Source organism: Campylobacter concisus (assembly GCF_015229955.1).
GTDB classification, from domain to species: Bacteria; Campylobacterota; Campylobacteria; order Campylobacterales; family Campylobacteraceae; genus Campylobacter_A; species Campylobacter_A concisus_AT.
On the sequence record NZ_JAAKYZ010000001.1, the window covers coordinates 385391 to 404797 of the forward strand.

General features: G+C 38.6%; 14 protein-coding genes and 2 pseudogenes. All 16 read left to right on the top strand.

The features are described from left to right. Positions 1–98 precede the first annotated feature (98 nt). A complete protein-coding gene (locus G6W45_RS01985; protein ID WP_194167349.1) occupies positions 99–2684 on the top strand; it encodes a bifunctional aconitate hydratase 2/2-methylisocitrate dehydratase in 2586 nt (861 codons plus the stop codon). A 36-nt stretch (positions 2685–2720) separates the two neighbouring features. Beyond that, positions 2721–3932, top strand: coding sequence for an ankyrin repeat domain-containing protein (locus tag G6W45_RS01990; protein WP_194167350.1), 1212 nt, complete (start codon positions 2721–2723; stop codon positions 3930–3932). A gap of 8 nt (positions 3933–3940) precedes the next feature. Then, the gene (locus G6W45_RS01995; protein ID WP_194167351.1) at positions 3941–4687 is read left to right on the top strand and encodes an SDR family NAD(P)-dependent oxidoreductase; all 747 of its coding nucleotides are present in this window, start codon (positions 3941–3943) and stop codon (positions 4685–4687) included. A gap of 9 nt (positions 4688–4696) precedes the next feature. After that, complete coding sequence (locus tag G6W45_RS02000; protein ID WP_194167352.1) at positions 4697–6391, top strand: Na+/H+ antiporter NhaC family protein; 1695 nt, start codon at positions 4697–4699, stop codon at positions 6389–6391. Between the two features lie 2 nt (positions 6392–6393). Further along, positions 6394–7497, top strand: coding sequence for a tRNA (uridine(54)-C5)-methyltransferase TrmA (gene trmA / locus G6W45_RS02005; RefSeq protein ID WP_194167353.1), 1104 nt, complete (start codon positions 6394–6396; stop codon positions 7495–7497). Positions 7498–7519: 22 nt separating this feature from the next. Beyond that, positions 7520–8731 (top strand): threonine ammonia-lyase, encoded by a 1212-nt coding sequence (ilvA, locus tag G6W45_RS02010; RefSeq protein WP_194167354.1) that lies wholly within the window; start codon positions 7520–7522, stop codon positions 8729–8731. Positions 8732–8834: 103 nt separating this feature from the next. Continuing rightward, positions 8835–9530 (top strand): DUF4230 domain-containing protein, encoded by a 696-nt coding sequence (locus tag G6W45_RS02015; RefSeq protein ID WP_194167355.1) that lies wholly within the window; start codon positions 8835–8837, stop codon positions 9528–9530. A 16-nt stretch (positions 9531–9546) separates the two neighbouring features. Continuing rightward, the gene (locus tag G6W45_RS02020) at positions 9547–10470 is read left to right on the top strand and encodes a Dyp-type peroxidase (protein ID WP_194167356.1); all 924 of its coding nucleotides are present in this window, start codon (positions 9547–9549) and stop codon (positions 10468–10470) included. 51 nt (positions 10471–10521) lie between these two features. Continuing rightward, positions 10522–10944 (top strand): EamA family transporter, encoded by a 423-nt coding sequence (locus G6W45_RS02025; RefSeq protein WP_194167357.1) that lies wholly within the window; start codon positions 10522–10524, stop codon positions 10942–10944. Between the two features lie 98 nt (positions 10945–11042). After that, positions 11043–11618 (top strand): cytochrome C, encoded by a 576-nt coding sequence (locus G6W45_RS02030; protein ID WP_194167358.1) that lies wholly within the window; start codon positions 11043–11045, stop codon positions 11616–11618. An 84-nt stretch (positions 11619–11702) separates the two neighbouring features. Beyond that, the gene (locus G6W45_RS02035) at positions 11703–14270 is read left to right on the top strand and encodes a molybdopterin-dependent oxidoreductase (RefSeq protein WP_194167359.1); all 2568 of its coding nucleotides are present in this window, start codon (positions 11703–11705) and stop codon (positions 14268–14270) included. A gap of 157 nt (positions 14271–14427) precedes the next feature. Further along, the gene (locus tag G6W45_RS02040) at positions 14428–14619 is read left to right on the top strand and encodes an EamA family transporter (protein WP_234411978.1); all 192 of its coding nucleotides are present in this window, start codon (positions 14428–14430) and stop codon (positions 14617–14619) included. 235 nt (positions 14620–14854) lie between these two features. Then, positions 14855–15580: pseudogene (locus G6W45_RS10040) on the top strand (PDC sensor domain-containing protein); the annotation flags it as partial. A 774-nt stretch (positions 15581–16354) separates the two neighbouring features. Further along, complete coding sequence (locus G6W45_RS10045; RefSeq protein WP_374048479.1) at positions 16355–16795, top strand: methyl-accepting chemotaxis protein; 441 nt, start codon at positions 16355–16357, stop codon at positions 16793–16795. A gap of 197 nt (positions 16796–16992) precedes the next feature. After that, complete coding sequence (locus G6W45_RS02050; protein WP_194167361.1) at positions 16993–18321, top strand: cache domain-containing protein; 1329 nt, start codon at positions 16993–16995, stop codon at positions 18319–18321. 242 nt (positions 18322–18563) lie between these two features. Continuing rightward, a pseudogene (locus G6W45_RS10050) lies at positions 18564–18944 on the top strand (methyl-accepting chemotaxis protein); the annotation flags it as partial. Positions 18945–19407 lie beyond the last annotated feature (463 nt).

A 19407-nucleotide genomic window follows, 5' to 3' on the forward strand; every position in this document is an offset into this window, starting at 1 on the left:
GCAAATTTTACTTTAGTTTGTTTTGCTTTTTGATAAAATGCAAGCAAAGCTAGCGATTTTAGACTAAAAATAACGAGCAAAAACCACAAAGGAATTTCATGAGCTTTTTTACCGACTACGAAAAACACGTGAGCGAGCGAGAAAAAGAGGGCGTACCACCGCTTGCGCTAAATGCCAAGCAAACAAGCGAAGTTTGCGAGCTAATAAAACTTGCCAGCAAGTCTAGTTGCGACGAAAAGGCACAAAGCGAGCTAAAATTTCTTATAAGTTTGCTTGAAACTCGTATTAATCCTGGCGTTGATGATGCAGCGAAGATAAAGGCAGAATTTCTTGGTGAAGTGATAGACGGGCTTGCTGTTAGCGGCCTTGATGCTATGCGTGCTATTAAAATTTTAGGCAAGATGCTTGGTGGATATAACGTGGAAATTTTGGTGCGAGCGCTAAAAAATAGCGATGAAAATATTGTGCGTGCTGCAGCAAATGAGCTAAAAAATATCATTCTGGTGCATGAATATTTTGACGAGATCGTAAAGCTAGCAAGTAGCAATAAATTTGCAAAAGAGGTACTTACTTCTTGGGCGAACGCAGAGTGGTTTACGCATAAAAAGCCAATCGAAACCTGTATAAACGCAGTCGTTTTTAAAGTACCTGGTGAGACAAATACAGATGATCTAAGCCCTGCAAGTGAGGCCTATACAAGGGCCGACATACCACTTCACGCAAAAGCAATGCTTGTTAAAAAGATGCCTGAGGGTCTAGAAATTTTAAAAGAGCTCAAAACTCGTGGTAAAAAAGTGGCGTATGTTGGCGACGTGGTTGGCACTGGCAGCAGCAGAAAGAGCGGTATAAACTCGATCCAGTGGCACCTTGGCGATGAGATCGAGGGCGTGCCAAATAAAAAAACGGGCGGCATCGTGATCGGCACTACCATAGCTCCTATATTTTTTAACACCGCGGAAGACAGCGGTGCAATGCCAATAGTTGCAAACGTAAATGAGCTTGAGATGGGCGATGAGATAGAAATTTATCCATTTAAAGGCGAAATTTATAAGCTTATTGGTAGCGAGAAAAAGCTCGTGGCAAATTTTAAACTAAGTCCAAATACTCTAAGCGACGAGATAAGAGCGGGTGGCAGGATACCACTTATGATAGGGCGCCAAGTGACCAAAAAGGCCAGAGAGGCTCTAGGGCTTGGCGAGGAGCAAATTTTTATAAAGCCAGATCAGCCAAAAGAGCAGAGTGGTGGCTATACACTGGCTCAAAAGATGGTCGGCAAGGCTTGTGGCGTGGCTGGCATTAGAGCCGGAGCTTATGTGGAGCCAGAAATTTTAACTGTTGGCTCGCAAGATACGACAGGGCCGATGACTAGAGATGAGGTAAAAGAGCTCGCAAGCCTTAGTTTTGGCGCGGATTTTGTTCTGCAAAGCTTTTGCCACACGGCCGCTTATCCAAAGCCAAGCGATCTTGTGATGCATGAGAGCTTACCAAAATTTATAAATTTACGTGGCGGTGTGAGTCTAAAACCAGGCGATGGCGTCATCCACTCTTGGCTAAACCGCATGGTACTGCCTGATACGGTGGGTACTGGCGGAGATAGCCACACGAGATTTCCTATTGGTATCAGCTTCCCAGCGGGAAGTGGTCTAGTGGCGTTTGCAGCGGTGCTTGGAATGATGCCACTAAATATGCCAGAGTCGGTTTTGATCAAATTTAAAGGCGAGCTAAAAGAGGGCGTGACACTTCGCGATCTTGTCAATGCGATACCTTATTTTGCGATCAAAAAAGGGCTTTTAAGCGTTGAGAAGAAAAACAAAAAGAATGTTTTTGCGGGTAAAATTTTAGAGATAGAAGGGCTTGAGAGTCTAAAAGTAGAGCAGGCGTTTGAGCTAAGTGATGCTTCGGCTGAACGCTCGGCGGCGGCTTGCGTGGTAAATTTAAGCGTTGATAGTATTGTGGAGTATGTTCGCTCAAACGTCGCGCTAATTGATGCGATGATAAAAGCTGGTTACGAGAGCCGTGAGACTTTGCTTAGACGAAAAGAGAAGATGCAAAAATGGCTAGAAAATCCAACACTTTTAAGAGCCGATAAAGATGCAAAATACGCTGAAATTTTGGAGATCGATCTAGCTCAGATAGATGAGCCGATTTTGGCGTGTCCAAATGACCCAGACGATGTGGCAACGCTAAGCGAAATTTTAGTTGATTACAAAAGAGTGCATAAAATCGACGAGGTCTTTGTGGGAAGCTGTATGACAAATATCGGCCATTACAGGGCGCTTGCTAGAATTTTGGAGCATGAGAGCAAGCTTACAACTAGGCTTTGGATAGCACCGCCGACAAAGATGGATAAAAGCACACTTGAAGATGAGGGTGTTTATGAAATTTTTAAAAGATTAAACGCAAGGACGGAGGTGCCAGGCTGCTCGCTTTGTATGGGCAATCAAGCGAGAGTAAACGACAATGCAGTGGTATTTTCTACTTCAACTAGAAATTTTGACAACAGAATGGGCATGGGTGCGAAGGTCTATCTAGGAAGTGCCGAGCTAGCTGCTGTTTGTGCGCTACTTGGACGTTTACCAAGTGTAGGTGAATATAAAAAGATAGTAAAAGATAGTCTTAGCTTAAATAAAGATGAAATTTATAAATATCTAAATTTTAATGAAATAAGCGAGTTTAGTATATAAATTTGTTACAATATCGCGAAATTTTAAGGAGCTTTGATGAAAAAAGTAGTTTTTTTTCTCTTTTTTAGCGTTTGTTCTTTGATAAATTTACACGCTTTAGAGTGCAGTGATCTTGCCAAAAAAGAGAGCTTTAAAACTACTCCAAACGATCTTGCTTACACGAATGAGGGGCTATTTTATTGCGATGGCTCACTTTTAAATTTAAAAGAGGTAAAAGAGCTTTTTGAGACGAGTATAGCTATTAGAAGCGAGTCACAAAGTTGCGTTGGTGATAGAGTTTATAAAGAAAATTTAAACAAGCTTAGATGGCTTTTGCTAAAAGCATCATTTGTTCCTGAGCTTTATCAAAAAGAGCTTGCAAAGCCAGAGGTTGCTGAGAGCGAAAAAGACGCTAGAATGGAGTATCTTAGATACTGGGCAAACGAGAGCTTATTTAATTTTTTAAAATATAAAAAATTTATCGAAGCTTACAAAAACGCTCAAACTCCGCTTGTAAAATTTTATGAAAGTCTGGGACTTGATACACCAAGTGCCGCTTACTACGCAACTAGCGTGGTAAATGAGTTTTTGACTTTTGGCGTTGGTAAAAATGTAAATAAAGCTAAAATTTTAACGCCTGAGCAAAATATAATGGCACAAAGGATAAATTCCGATGAGCTGGCAAATTTACTTTACTCAAAAAATTTCAGTACCGCTGAGCTTACAAATTTACTTAATATCGCGCTTTTAAACGAAAAAAGTAGCGATATGATAAAAGAGATCATAAGGCGTGGGGCCGATGTGAATTTGGGTGATGAGACACCGCTATTTTTTGCTTTAAAAAATATAGAAAACGTAAAAATTTTACTTGCAAATAAAGCCGATGTAAATCACAAAAATTTCTTTGGAAAAAGTGTACTTTTTTATGCTGTGCAGTTTAGCGATAAGCCACTTTGTGAGCTTTTGCTAAAAAATGGTGCCAATGCAAATGAGAGCTACATAGACGAAAATGCCAAGATGAATATGATAAATTTGGGTATGACGCAGGTTGAAGATACATGCGGCCTAGAGCATACAAACAGAAGCGTTTTTATGCATGCAGCAGCTCATGCAACACCAGAAATTTTAAAACTTTTGATGGATAATGGCGCTGATATTAATGCCACTGATGACGCTGGGTTTAATGCGCTTGACTATGCCATGAAAGAACAAAACGAAAAGACGATCAAATTTTTAGAAAATTTGGGTTTAAAACCAAATTTCAATTAGGAAAAATCATGAAAAAGACAGCTTTTGTAACTGGTGCAACATCTGGATTTGGCGAGGCGATCGCCAGAAGACTCTCAAAAGAGGGCTACAAGATAGTCGCTCTTGCAAGGCGCGAAGATAGGCTAAAGAGGCTTGCAAGCGAGCTTGGCGATACGCATATCATCGTAGCTGACATACGCGACAAAGAGGCTGTTTTTAAAGCGGTAGAGAGCCTGCCTGATAAATTTAAGGACATCGAAGTGCTTGTAAATAACGCTGGTATGGCGCTTGGACTTGAAAAGACAATAGATGCGAAAGTAGAGGACTTTGAGGCGATGATAGACACTAACGTCAAGGGTCTTATCTACTCGACAAAGGCGGTTTTGCCACTACTTTATAAGCAAGAAAAGGGCTATATCTTTAATATTGGCTCGACAGCTGGCTCATGGCCATATCCTGGAAGTAATGTTTATGGTGCCACAAAAGCCTTTGTAAAGCAGTTTAGTTTAAATTTAAGAAACGATCTAGTCGGTACAAATATCAGGGTGACAAACATCGAACCAGGGCTTTGCAAAACCGAATTTAGCGAGGTTAGATTTAGGGGAGATAAGGCAAAGGCGGATAGTCTTTATGAAAACACAAATTTCATCACATCTGAGGATATTGCGACTATTTTGGTAAATTGTCTAAATATGCCCGGAAGTGTCAATATAAATAGAGTCGAAGTCATGGCAAATACGCAGACTTGGGCTGGGCTTGCGATAGAAAAATTTTAAGGAGTTCTTGTGAGACAAATTTTATTATTACTTTTTTTTAGCGTTGCGCTTTTTGGTGTCGATCCAGAAGTGGCAAAGAGAAACGCTGAAATTTATGGCGTATTTACGCTTATACCACCTGTTGTGGCAATAGCACTTGCTTTTATCACAAAAGACGTCATCTTGTCGCTATTTATAGGTGTTTTTAGCGGAACATTTCTCATAAATATCATCAATGAAAACATCTTTATGGGTATCGTAAAAGGCTTTACAGGTATCGTTTCAAGGGTCGTTGAATCAATGGCTGATAAGACTGATTCAGGAATTTTACTTCAAGTGCTTTGTATCGGTGGTGTGGTCGCACTCATCACAAAGATGGGTGGTACAAAGGCGGTTGCTCTTTGGCTTAGTAAAAAGGCAAAAAGCGGCATTTCAGCTCAAATTTCAACATGGCTGATGGGTATCTTTGTATTTTTCGATGACTATGCAAATGCTCTAATAGTAGGTCCAATCATGAGACCAATAAGCGATAAATTTAAAATAAGTCGCGAAAAGCTAGCTTTTATTATAGATGCTACTGCAGCACCGATCGCTGGTATTGCTATCATCTCGACATGGGTTGGGCTTGAGGTTTCACTCATCGAAAAGGGCTATGAGCTAGTTGGAGAGACTGGTATTAACGCTTATTCTATATTTATCGAGACAATTCCATATAGATTTTACAACCTCTTCATCTTATTTTTTATAGTCTGTACAGCCTTGATGCAACGTGAATACGGACCAATGCTATTAGCTGAAAGACGCGCTAGAAGAGGTGAGCTTCACTCAGGTAAAACTCAAATTCAAGATCTTGAAGATAAAACACTTGAGCCAAAAGAGGGTGTAAAACTAAGTGCTGCAAATGCTGTTGTGCCACTTCTTGTGCTGGTCATTGGCGCATTTACTAGTTTTTATTTTAGTGGTCTTGCTGCACTTGAGGGTGATACTCTTAAAAATGCACTCGCTAATCCGCTTGCTTTTTCTACTTTTAAAGATACTTTTGGCGCGGCAGACTCGGCTACATCGCTATTTCAAGCAGCATTACTTGCTAGTATCGTAGCTATCACAATGGGCGTTTGGCGTAAAATTTTTGACGTAAAAGAGGCTATTAGCACATGGGTAAAGGGCTGGAAGACTATGATAATTACAGTTGTGATCTTGCTTCTTGCTTGGAGCCTTAGTGCTGTTATCAAAGAGCTTGGCACATCAAGATATTTGGTTGATCTATTAAGCTCTTCAACGCCTAAATTTATATTGCCAGTTGCTGTTTTTATCCTTGGTTCATTTATTAGCTTCTCAACCGGAACAAGCTACGGCACGATGGGTATTTTGATGCCTCTTGCTATCCCACTAGCTTACGCAGTTGGCAAAAACTACGGCTTAGATGGTGACGCTATGCATGCATATATGATCGTAAATATCTCAGGCGTGCTTACAGGTGCAATCTTTGGTGATCACTGCTCGCCGATATCGGATACTACGATCCTTTCATCAATGGGCGCAGGATGTAATCATATCGATCACGTCTCAACTCAAATGGTATATGCGCTTAGCGTTTGTGCGGTTTGTGTGCTAGTTGGTTACTTGCCAGTTGCTCTTGGTCTTAGTGTTTGGATCGCGCTTCCTTGCGGATTTTTAGCGATTTGGGCACTAGTTAGATTTGTTGGAAAGAAAGTAGAAGCATAAATTTGGATTGCAATTATTTAAAAGAGTGCGGCTCTTGCACTCTTTTTACTCCTTATGATGAGCAAATTTTATTTAAAACTGATCTTATAAAACAAAATTTTTCAGAGTTTTATGATGGTGAGGTTGACGTTTTTAGCTCAACACCAAAACACTACCGCACAAGAGCTGAGTTTGGTATCTGGCACGAAGGCACAAAGCTTTGCTATACGATGCATGCAAGCGAAAAGGACAAAAAGGTCTTTATAGATGATTGTCCAAAGGTTTGCGAGCAAATTTCAGAGCTTATGCCAACCTTGCTTTATAACTTGCAAGAGAACGAAATACTGCGCGCAAAGCTTTTTGGAGTGGAATTTATCTCTTGTAAAAGTGGTATTTTGGTCACACTTCTTTACCATAAAAGGCTTGATGGCGAGTTTGATGCGGCTATGAAAATTTTAGCTAACAAGCTTAATGTCACCATACTTGCCAGATCTCGCGGGCAAAAGCTACTAAGTGGTGAGCTAAATTTGATCGATGAGCTAGACGTTGGCGGTGAAATTTATAAATTTAGCCTAAGTGAGAATGCCTTTATCCAGCCAAATAGAGCCGTAAATGAAAAGATGATAGCTTGGGCAAAAGAGTGCGTGCAAGGCAGTGCTGACCTTTTTGAGCTCTACTGCGGACATGGAAATTTTACTATTCCGCTTTCGTTTAAATTTAAAAACGTTCTTGCCACTGAAATTTCAAAGAGCTCGATCGCAAATGCCCTCAAAAACTGTGAGCTAAACAAAGCTAAAAACATCAAATTTCTACGAATGGATGCTGATGAGCTTATGAGCGCATTTGCTGGCATTAGGGAATTTAATAGACTAAAGGATATAAATTTAAGCGATTTTAACTTCTCTCACGTTCTTGTCGATCCGCCTCGTGCAGGACTAAGCGAAAGTGTCGTAAATTTCATCAAAAATTTTAAAAACATCATCTATATCTCGTGTAATCCAGAGACTCTAAAAGAAAATTTAAAAGAGCTTTGTAAAAGCCATAAAGTGATAAAATTTGCCATTTTTGATCAGTTTGCAAACACTCATCACATCGAGTGTGGCGTGCTACTAAGGGCAAAAGAATAATTTAAAAAAAGGAAAATAAAAAATGGTTTCACTAAATAAAATCATCCAAGCAAAGATCACGATCGGTCATTTTATAAATAAAACTCCATTTGCTTTGAGTGCGAAACTTAGTAAAAATTTGGGAGCAAGCATCTATCTAAAAGAGGAAAATTTACAACGAACCGGAGCTTATAAAATAAGAGGCGCATACAATAAAATAGCTAGCCTAAGCGATGAGGAGAGAAAGCGTGGTGTCGTGGCTGCAAGTGCTGGCAACCACGCTCAAGGTGTAGCTATAAGTGCGAAAGAATTTGGCGTACACGCTTGTATCATCATGCCAGAATCAACCCCGCTTCTAAAGGTTGCTGGTACGAAAGACCTTGGTGCAGAGGTTATTTTAAAGGGTGATAATTTCGATGAGGCGTACGCTTTTGCGGTTAATTACGCCAAAGATAAGGGTATGACCTTTGTTCATCCATTTAACGATGAGTATGTCATGGCGGGGCAGGGCACTGTTGGGCTTGAGATGCTAGATGAGATAAGCGACCTTGATATAGTCATCGTCCCAGTTGGAGGTGGCGGGCTAGCTAGTGGTGTGGCTAGTTGTATAAAGCAGGTCAATCCAAAGACAAAAGTAATCTGTGTCGGTGCAAAAGGCGCTCCAGCTATGTTTAATAGCTACGGTGCTAAAAAGAGCATAAACTCAAAATCAGTCCGCACCATAGCAGATGGCATCGCTGTGCGTGATGCGAGCGAGATCACGCTGGCAAATATTATTGAGTGTGTTGATGAGTTTGTGCAAGTTGATGACGAGGAGATCGCAACTGCGATTTTGTTTTTGCTAGAGACTCAAAAGATCGTTGTAGAAGGAGCTGGCGCAGCTGGCGTGGCAGCACTTATGCATGATAAGATCAAATTTAAAAAAGGTGCGAAGATAGGCGTGGTGCTAAGTGGCGGAAATATCGACGTACAGGTACTTTCTATCATCATTGAAAAGGGCCTTATCAAGTCTCACCGCAAGATGACTTTGCAAATAACGCTTGTGGATAAGCCAGGAGCGCTCATGAGCCTAACAGATAGTCTCAAATCAGCAAACGCAAACATTGTGAAGATCGACTACGATCGCTTCTCAACAAGGCTTGATTATGGTGATGCAAGTATTACTATCACACTTGAGACAAAGGGTCTTGAGCATCAAGAAAAGATCAAAGAAGTGCTTGAAAAAAGTGGTTTTTCATTTTCTCAATTGTTTTAAAAATTTTTTGCTATTTTGTGGATTTCAAGATAGCAAAAAACAAGCTAAAATTCCTTTTGCTTTACAAATTTAAGCTAAAATAGCAAGCTTTAAAGGAGAAAAAATGAGCGAATATGCAAATTTGATATTAGCTATCTTACTAGCTGTTTTGGTATTTGCATTTTATAGGTCAAATAAGGCGTTAAAAAAGGCAAAAGATGATAGCGAAAATCTCTCACTCAGCACTGAAATTTCGCAGCTAAAAAGCATCGGCGAGCTATCTGTTTTTCAGGTCTATAGCAAAGAGATCGTTACAAAGACAGATCATGCGTTTGGAAATTTTGGCAAAGAGTATCTAAGGTGGCTGGTAAGCGAAAAGAAGCTTTCGATGATATTTGAGTTTGAGATAAATTTCATCTACGATCTAACTAGCCCTAGACTCGAGATCATGCAGATCGCAAACTCTAGCTACAAAATAAAAATGCCCCCATGTAAGTATAAATTCTCAATCGCAGATATGAAATTTTATGATGAGAAAAATGGCAAATTTATACCATTTTTGCTGCCTGATTCGCTAAATGGTTTTTTTGGAAGCACATTTACAGAAGAGGACAAAAACAGACTTATAGAAGAGGCTAGAAGTGAAGTGAAAAAGATGAGTGTTCGTCTTATCTCACAGCTTCAAAGCAAGATACATAAATCGGCTCGCGACACGCTTGAAGCGATAGCAAAGAGCTTTGGGGCAAACAAGGTCGAATTTGTTTTTGATGATAACGATGAGCAGATAAATTCACAGCTAAATTTAGAAAATATCGCATAAATTTAAAGGAGAAAAAATGAGTTTTAGTTCTCAAGAGGTCACACAAACTCCAGGCAACAATACCGTCTTTCAAACATGGGTTTTAACAGCTGATAAAAAGGCTTGTAAAGAGGGGTTTGCCGAGCTTTGTGCCTTGGTTGTAAATTTAAATAAAACTGCCAAGATTAGATTTGGCGCAAATGAAAATGTAAACTGCGTCCTTGGCGTGGGTCATGATGCTTGGAAAAAGCTTGAAATTTCAAAAGATCTGCCAAAAGAGCTTGTAAATTTTAAAGCGATCAAAGGCGATAAACACGAGGCTGTTAGCACAAAGGGCGATATCCATATCCATATTCGCGCTTTAAATGCACCTGATTGCTTCGATATGGCTCAAGCAATAAAAGCTGTGCTTTTTAAATTTGCAGAGCTTACAGACGAGACGCAAGGCTTTAAGTATCATGACGGCAGGGCGATAATTGGCTTTGTTGATGGCACTGAAAATCCTGAGGGCGAGGAGAGAGACTTCTTTGCTAAAGTTGGCGATGAGGACGCTAAATTTAAAGGCGGCAGCTACGTTTTTGTACAAAAATATTTCCATAACATGAAAGAGTGGAACGCTACAAGCGTAAGCGAGCAAGAAAAGGTAATAGGCCGCTCAAAAGAGCTTGATATCGAGATGAGCGAGGATGTAAAACCTACAAATTCACACTCAGCTGCTGCAAACGTCGGAGATGATAAAAAGGTCGTGCGTGGCAATATGCCATTTACAGAAGGCAGCAAAACTGGCACTTATTTCATCGCTTATGCGAGCACGTTTTCAACGGTTGAGCTTATGCTTAAAAAGATGTTTATCGGCGAGCCAAAGGGCAACTCAGATAGGCTACTTGACTTTAGTACGCCAGTAACTGGTGCCCTATATTTTGTGCCAACAGTTGATATGCTTGGCGATTACGAGGGATAAATTTAGCTTGGGGCGAAGCAAATTTGCCCCTTTAAATTTATAAGGATAAAAATGCCAGAGTGGTTTATCTACGCAGCTCTTTCAGCCGTTTTTGCTGCACTTACAGCGATCTTTGCAAAGCTTGGTGTAAAGGACATTGACAGCGATTTTGCGACATTTATAAGAACGATCGTTGTTATTTTTATGCTTGTTTTGCTTTTAAGTGTGGCTAAAAAATGGCAACCATTAAGCTCGCTAAGTCCTAAAAACTGGCTCTTTCTCATACTAAGTGGCATAGCAACCGGACTATCTTGGCTCATGTATTTTAAAGCTATGCAGGCAGGCAAGGTCTATCAAGTAGCCTTGGTTGATAAATTTAGCGTTGTGCTGGCTATCATTTTGGCTGTTGTCTTTCTTGGTGAAAGGCTAAATTACAAAGAAATTTTAGCCATTTGTCTTATCGTGTCTGGTGTATTTTTACTCATTTTTAAATAAAATTTTCTGCATTATTCTTAAATTATATTTTTAATTTTAATTTGTAATTAATTAAAAAGCTCCTAAAATTTGAACAATTTCATTTTGAAGGGAGAAATATGAAAGAAATCATTCTATCAACCATCGTGGCTTGTGCGGCATTTGGTGCTAGTGTAAACTACACAGATGCTGTAAAAGATGTTTACGGTGATGCTATCTCAACAAAAAGTATAGGCAGACTGCTACCAACCAACGCAGTTGAAATTTTACAAACAAGCGGTGACAGAGCGCAAATTAAAGTAAAAGGCTATCAAAATCCAGCCGTTAGCAACGTAGTTTATTTTGCTGATGGCGCGAGGATTATCTCGGTGGCATTTGCAAAAACTGCACCTTTTGATATTAAAGTGATCAAAGAGGGCAAAAACGGTAAATGGAATGAAGTAGAAACAACAGTTTTTGTTCAAAAAGATGGCTTTAGCACTGACGTAAACGCGATGTTTGCAAAAGCTGACAAGATGTATAAGGAGAGTTGTGGTGTTTGCCATGCGTTGCCTCAAACCACACATTTCAACGCTAACCAATGGCCGTCACTTCTAAAATCAATGATCGGCAGAACCGCAATAGAGAAAAAAGACGAGTGGTTGGTTGTTGAATACCTTCAAAAACACTCATCTGACGTAAACCTAGGTAAATAAGGAAAACTTTTGTAGCGGCGAGTAAAAACAAATATTAAAGTTTAGCTTATTTAAAAGAAAACTTAAAAATGAAAGGGAGATAAGATGAACGAGAACAGACGAGAATTTCTAAAAAAAGGTGCTACAGCAATTGCAGCGACACCTTTGCTTTCAAGCGTAACAGCTTCAAATTTATTTGCTGATGGCGTAAAAAAGAGTGTTTTAAGAGATAGCGAGGTCATCACAGCTGCCCACTGGGGTATGCTAAAAGTGACAACCAAAAACGGCGTTGCAGTAAAGTCAGAGCCTATCCAAAAAACAAGTGAAATTTACAATCCGCTTCAGCACTATACACCAGATATGATCTACAAAAGTCGTATCAAGCGCCCAGCAGTAAGAAAGAGCTACCTTGAAAATCCAGATAGTCCAAAGCCAGAGCTTCGCGGCAAGGATGAGTGGGTTGAGGTGCCTTACGAAGAGGCGATCAAGCTAGTTGCAAGAGAGCTGAAAAAAACAAGAGCACAAAAAGGCTTACAAAGTGTATTTGCAGGTAGCTATGGCTGGAAATCAAGCGGTAACGTGCATAACTCAAGAATTTTACTTCATAGATTTATGAACCTTAGTGGTGGCTTTGTTGGCTCGTTAGGGGACTACTCAACAGGTGCTAGCCAGATCATAATGCCTCACGTTGTTGGTAGTATCGAGGTCTATGAGCAGCAAACCAGCTGGCCAGTCGTGCTTGAAAACTCAAAAGTCGTAGTCATCTGGGGTGCAAACCCACTTGCGACACTTCGCATAGCTTGGACTAGCACCGACGAGCAGGGCTTTAAATACTTTGAAGAGCTCAAAAACAAAAAAGATATCAAAGTGATCATCATCGATCCTATCAAGAGCGACACAGCGCAATACTTTGATAACGCTCAGTGGATCGCCCCAGTGCCAAACACCGACACAGCAATGATGCTTGGCATGATGCACTACCTATATGAGAGCGGCAAGTATGATAAAAATTTCGTTGAAACCTACACAACAGGCTTTGATAAATTTCTCCCATATCTACTTGGTAAGACAGACAATACTCCTAAAAATTTAAAGTGGGCGAGCAAAATTTGTGGCATTGATAAAGATACTTTAAAAGAGCTAACTGATACATTTGTTGCAAACCGCACGATGATAATGAGTGGTTGGGGTATGCAGCGCGCTCACCATGGCGAGCAACCACACTGGGCGATGGTGACACTAGCAGCTATGATTGGTCAGATCGGACTTCCTGGTGGGGGATTTGGCCTTAGCTACCATTACTCAAACGGCGGCGCTCCGACTTGTAAAGGTGCGGTCATCGGCGGCATAAATAGCGCAAGTGTGGGTAAATTTAACGATAAGGGCGAGTTTATTGGCACAGACACAGGTGAGTTTGACAAACGAGGTCGCTTCGTCGCAAAGGCAGCTGCAGCAGCAGGTACAGGCCAAAGTTGGCTACAAAAAGCAACCAACTATGCCTTCCCGGTCGCAAGGATTGCTGATGCGTTGCTACATCCTGGTAAAGTGATCGACCACGACGGCAAAAAGATCACCTATCCAGATATCGACTTTATCTACTGGGTCGGCGGTAACCCACTTGTGCACCACCAAGATACAAATACAAATTTAAAAGCGTGGAGAAAGCCAAGAACGGTTGTCGTACATGAATCATACTGGACACCGACAGCAAAAATGGCTGATATTGTCTTTCCAGTCACTACAGAGTACGAGAGAAACGATATCACCATGACTGGTGACTACTCAAATATGAACATAGTGCCGATGAAACAAGTCGTTGAGAAATACCACGAGGCAAGAGACGACTACCAAATTTTCACTGATCTTTGCAAGGCTTATGCTAAAAATTTAGTAATTGCCTACACAGATAACGGCAAGGATGAGTTTGACTGGATCAAAGAGTACTATGACTCAGCCTACGCTCAGGTCAAGGCTGTGCCAGAGCTAACTACTGATATGAAGCCATTTGAAGAGTTTTGGAACGAGAATAAGCCAGTTACATTTGCCTCATCTCAAGATAGCGATAGCTGGGTGAGATTTGGCGAATTTAGAGAGGATCCTGTACTAAACGCTCTTGGAACTCCAAGTGGTCTTATAGAAATTTACTCAGAGACTATCGAGAAAATGGGCTATGACGACTGCAAAGCGCACCCAATGTGGTTTGAGCCGATCGAGTGGCTAGGCATGAAAGATAAACCAGCTAAATATCACATGATAAGCGCTCACCCAACAGACCGCTTGCACTCACAGCTAAGCCAAACTTCACTTCGCGATAACTACGCTATCGCAAATCGCGAGCCTATCTGGATCAACGAAAAAGACGCAAAAGAGCTTGGTGTACAAAGCGGCGACTTGGTGCGTGTATTTAATGCACGTGGTGAGGTTTTGGCAGGTGCTCATGTTACTAAAAACATCAAAGAGGGCGTTGTAAAACTAGCTGAGGGCGCTTGGTATGACGGTTTTGATAGTGGAATTTGTAAAAATGGCGGTGCAAACGTGCTAACCATAGATATCCCAACAAGTAAGCTAGCAAATGGTAACATCAGCCATACAGCTCTTGTAAATATTGAGAAATATAAAGGCGACGAGGCATTAAAGCTTACAGCTTTTGCTGAGCCAAAAATTTCTAAATAATATTAAAAGCAGGGGAGTCTTCTCCTGCTTTTGAACTTAAAATTTAAAATAAATCTACTACTCACGAAAGCTTAAATTTATATTAAAGTCTATAGCTTTATAAATTTTTTATTTTGCAATTATATTTGTAAAACTTGACGTAAAGGATATCACCACTGTGTTATTTTGTCCTGTGTGTTTTAAAGAAATACAAACAAGTAATGCCTATCAAGTGGCGCTGGTTGATAAATTTAGTGTTGTGCTTGCTATTATTTTGGCTGTCATCTTTCTTGGCGAGAGGTTAAATTTAAAAGAAATTTTAGCCATTTGTCTTATTATTTCAGGTGTTGTTTTATTGATTTTCAAGTAAAAATTTATACTTTAAATCTAGCTAGAGAATAAAAAGCAAAACTAGATTATTCGATGGCGTTTTTTGATCTAAAATTTATTCAAAAATTTTTAATTATCAAGATATCTTTATTAATTTTTAAAAAGCATTAAATAGAGGGTAAATTTAATACTAATTTTAATTCTTTTTCGATAAATTAAAGCGATTTTAACTTTTTAAAGGAGGAAAGATGAAGTCCATAACTTCAAAGATAGCGATGATTATCATCTCATTGCTGGTTATTTCGTTTGCTGCTATTTCAGCAGTCAGCTACTATACAGCGGAAAGTAAGGTAGTAGAGTTGGTCAGCCAGACCCAGGATCAGATTCTAAGTGACATCAAAGCTACTACGGATTCTTTTTTTGAAGATTATTTAGAAGTTGCCAAAAAGTCTGCTTTAGATATAGCACAAACACCAAATAATGATGACTCGTACATGGAAAAGACAAAAATACAAAAAGAAAATGTTAGTCATCTAGTTACTGATATTTTTTATGGTCGCGAGAGTGATGGACATTTTTTCCAATCAGATGGAACTAAAACAACTCCAGCCGATAATTACGATCCTAGAACTAGAGGCTGGTATAAAGCAGCAAAGAGTGCAAATGGTGCTATATATACCGAACCTTACAAAGCTGCCTTGTCTAATGCTTTAGTAATTAGCTTTGCCGCTCCAGTAAATAAAAATGGAAATTTTGATGGTGTTTTGGGGCTTGATTTAAATATAGATGCTTTAAGTAAAAAAATTCTCGAAATGGGTAAAACGAAATACGGTTACGTCTTTTTAATGAACAAAGACGGCTTAATGCTAATGCACAATGACCCAAACAATGTTGGTAAAACCGTTCCTGCTAGCAAATATATTGCTGAGGCTTTTGCAGCTAAAAAATTTGATGAAAATGGACTTATCCCTTATACAAACTATAAAGGCGAAAACGTAACCGCTAAAGTTCTTTCTATAAACGATCAAGGCTGGCTAGCCGTAGCCGCTATCGGAGCAGATACTTTTTCGTCTAATACCTTACCTTTATTAAAAGCTCAAATAATCCTAGCCGTAGCTTTTATAGTCATACTTTCGGCTATCGTATTTACTCTTCTTAAAAAATCCCTTAGCCCTATTAGAACTATTCAAACCAAGCTTGAAGACGCGTTTAAATTCATCACCTACGAAACCCCTAACGCTCCGGAAAAGCTAGTAGTAACTACTAAAGACGAATTCGGCAGAATGAGCGAATCTATCAACGAAAACATAGAAAAAGTCCTTAACGGCGTTAAAAAAGACAGCGCCTTAATAGACGAGATGAACGGTATAGCAAATCTCATGATAAAAGGACACATGGGGGCTAAGATTAACTCCGTCCCTAATAATCCGGCTTTAGTTCAGTTAAAAGACCTGCTAAATAAATTCTTTGCATCAATTTCTGAAAATTTAAAAGGAATAGCGGTAGTTTTAGCTTCTTACAATAAAAACGACTACACTCCTAGACTAGAGCTAAAACCCGAGCTTGAAAGCGATCTAAAAGATATGATAGTAGGCCTTCAAAGCGCGGGCGACGCCGTAAGCAATATGTTAAGAGAAAATTTAAAAGAAGCTCAGGTCCTAGAAGAAAAAGCTAAAATCCTAGCAGAATCTATGAGAACCCTAACCGACGGAGCCCATAAGCAAGCAGACTCTATCCAAGAAAGCGCGGCTGCTATAGAAGAGATGAGCAGTTCTATGAACGCCATTAGCCAAAAAGCTAGCGACGTAACGAGACAAAGCGAAGAGATTAAAAACATCATCGTTATTATTAGAGATATAGCCGATCAAACTAACCTACTTGCTCTAAACGCTGCTATCGAGGCAGCGCGTGCTGGTGAGCATGGACGAGGCTTTGCCGTAGTTGCCGACGAGGTTAGAAAACTAGCAGAGCGAACTCAAAAATCACTTGGCGAGATCGAAGCTAATGCAAATGTTCTAGCTCAAAGCATCAATGAGATGAGTGAGAGCATCAGAGAGCAAAGCGAAGGCATAAATATGATAAATCAAAGCGTAAGTCAGATCGACAGTATTACAAAACAAAATATAAATATTGTTGGTACAACAAACGAAATTACTGACCAAATAGACGACATGGCCAAGACGATAGTAGCCGACGTTAGAAAGAATAAATTTTAATCTTAGACCGAATTTAGGGGTTTGTTTCCCCTAAATTCTAATTTTATTTCACTTACTTTAACTATCCAAAATGAAAAAATAATTCAAAATTATTATTTAATGTATACATCACTATTTTGTAATTAATATTATTTAATACTATTTAATATAAAAAAATATACAATCGCATCTTAAAAATTTTTGTAAAAGGAAAGTAAATGCGATCAATTGCAAACAAAATATCTTTAATGCTCATACTGGCATTATTCATATCATTCTCGCTAATATCTTTAGCTAGCTATAACACAGCTCATGATAAAGCCATTGAGTTAGTAATACAAACTCAAAAGCAAATTTTAAAAGATGTGAAAATCACACTAAATAGCTTTTTTACCAATAATCAGTATGCTATAGAGAAAATGGCTGAGACTCTTAGTAAGATAAGCGAGAAAAGTGATGGCTCGATGAATGCTGATGGTATAAATTTAGCTTTATCTCAAGCAAAGGCTATATCTGGAAAAGAGATCACTCTCGTTTACGCTGGATATGAGGATGGGGCTATGTTTAGATCAAATGGACAAAATAAAGCTGGATACGATCCAAGAGTTAGAGGATGGTATAAACAAGCTAAAGCCGAGAATAAACCAATATATACTGATCCATATATGGCAGCTTCATTAAATGCGATGGTTATAACTTTTGCTGCACCTATTAAAAATATTGGAGTTACGGGCATAGATGCGTCTATTGAGGAGTTGAGCAATAATATATCGCAAATCAGTAAGACTGAGTACAGCTATGCTTTTGTTACAGATCAAAATGGCAACGTTATAATGCACCCAAATAAAGAATTAGTCGGTAAACCTCACGAGATCGCTAAAAGCCTGATAAAACAATATAATGAAAAGAAATTTGATGAAAATGGATTAATAGCATATAAAAATACAAAAGGCGAAGATGTCTATGCTTATATGTTAGAGATAAATGACAAAGGTTGGTTGGCAATAACAGCAATGGATCAAAATATCTTCAGCTCGCATACTTTGCCTATTTTAAAAGTTCAAATTATTTTAGCCTTTATATTTATAGTTGTCTTATCTTTGATCGTATATTTCTTGCTAAAAAGATCGCTTAATCCTATTAAAGCTATTACAGATGCTTTGGTTAGTTTCTTTAGATTTTTAAATTTTGAGATAAAAGAGCCAGTTGTTTCAAAGGTAGCAACAAAAGATGAATTTGGCGTAATGAGTAAACTAATAAATGATAATATTGCTAAAATTTTTGACAATGCCGATCAAGACTCTAGAGTGGTATCTCAATCTGTTGAGACTGCAAAGGCGATAGAAAATGGAAATTTAAAAGCAAGAATAGTAGATATTCCAGCTAATCCAAAACTAATTGAATTAAAAGATGTCTTAAATAAAATGCTAGATGTTTTGGAGAAAAGAGTAGGTAGCGATTTAAATATGATCCAAAAACTTTTAATGATTTTAGAAATTCTGATTTTACTTCAAGAATTTTGGATGCCAAAGGCAATGTCGAACTAGTAACAAATGAGCTTGGCGAAGAGATAGCTAATATGCTTGCGTTTAACTTAAAACAAGCACAATTCTTAGAAGAAAAAGCTAAAAATTTAGATGCATCAATGAAGCAAGTAACTCAAGGTGCTAGCACACAAGCAAATTCTCTCCAAGAAAGTGCTGCTGCGATCGAGCAAATGAGTAGCTCAATGAGCGCAATTAGTCAAAAGACTGTAGATGTTATAAAACAATCTGAAGAGATTAAAAACATCATCGTTATTATTAGAGATATTGCAGATCAAACCAACCTACTTGCTCTAAACGCTGCTATTGAGGCAGCACGTGCTGGTGAGCATGGACGAGGCTTTGCTGTGGTTGCAGATGAGGTTAGAAAACTAGCAGAGCGAACTCAAAAATCACTTGGCGAGATCGAAACTAACGCAAATATACTTACTCAAAGTATCAATGAGATGAGCGAGAGCATCAGAGAGCAAAGCGAAGGCATAAATATGATAAATCAAAGTGTAAGCCAGATAGATAGCATTACAAAGCAAAATGTTGATATCGTGAGCTCAACGAATGAAATCACTGCTCAAATCGATGAAATGGCTAAGACAATAGTAGCTGATGTTAAAAAGAATAAATTTTAACCTTGCAGCTTGATATTTAAAATTTCATTAATATTTCATCCTCAAAATTTGAGGATGAAAATAACTCTATTTTACATCTAATCTTAAAATTATTTTTTGTTTTATAAATATAATAAAATTTTTAAAAATTATCTAATTTTTATAGCTTTATAGTGATATTGCTAGTTAAATTTTTATAGATTATGTTTGCTTTCAAGTAGTGAAATCTATTAGAATTTATCCTTATAATTATTGCTATTTCGGTAAAGATATAAAAATTTTTAATGATATTTTATGTTACTTTTTTACTCAAATATTTAAAAATAATTTTACTTTGCTTTCTTTGGCTTTTTTGATAACTACTCTAAAATTTTTAAATTTTATTAAATAGTATTTTCTTTTAAAATCGTACTTTGTGAGAAAATTAATATTTTTATGTAGAAAAATATTTACATTTTTGGCTTAAGTTTTTTGAAATTTTTGT

What these genes read in the sequence shown, in the direction of transcription:
- G6W45_RS01985 (WP_194167349.1), top strand. Translation starts at nt 99, where the DNA reads ATGAGCTTTTTTACCGACTACGAAAAACACGTGAGCGAGCGAGAAAAA.
- G6W45_RS01990 (WP_194167350.1), top strand. Translation starts at nt 2,721, where the DNA reads ATGAAAAAAGTAGTTTTTTTTCTCTTTTTTAGCGTTTGTTCTTTGATA.
- G6W45_RS01995 (WP_194167351.1), top strand. Translation starts at nt 3,941, where the DNA reads ATGAAAAAGACAGCTTTTGTAACTGGTGCAACATCTGGATTTGGCGAG.
- ilvA (WP_194167354.1), top strand. Translation starts at nt 7,520, where the DNA reads ATGGTTTCACTAAATAAAATCATCCAAGCAAAGATCACGATCGGTCAT.
- G6W45_RS02015 (WP_194167355.1), top strand. Translation starts at nt 8,835, where the DNA reads ATGAGCGAATATGCAAATTTGATATTAGCTATCTTACTAGCTGTTTTG.
- G6W45_RS02020 (WP_194167356.1), top strand. Translation starts at nt 9,547, where the DNA reads ATGAGTTTTAGTTCTCAAGAGGTCACACAAACTCCAGGCAACAATACC.
- G6W45_RS02025 (WP_194167357.1), top strand. Translation starts at nt 10,522, where the DNA reads ATGCCAGAGTGGTTTATCTACGCAGCTCTTTCAGCCGTTTTTGCTGCA.
- G6W45_RS02030 (WP_194167358.1), top strand. Translation starts at nt 11,043, where the DNA reads ATGAAAGAAATCATTCTATCAACCATCGTGGCTTGTGCGGCATTTGGT.
- G6W45_RS02035 (WP_194167359.1), top strand. Translation starts at nt 11,703, where the DNA reads ATGAACGAGAACAGACGAGAATTTCTAAAAAAAGGTGCTACAGCAATT.
- G6W45_RS10045 (WP_374048479.1), top strand. Translation starts at nt 16,355, where the DNA reads ATGAACGCCATTAGCCAAAAAGCTAGCGACGTAACGAGACAAAGCGAA.
- G6W45_RS02050 (WP_194167361.1), top strand. Translation starts at nt 16,993, where the DNA reads ATGCGATCAATTGCAAACAAAATATCTTTAATGCTCATACTGGCATTA.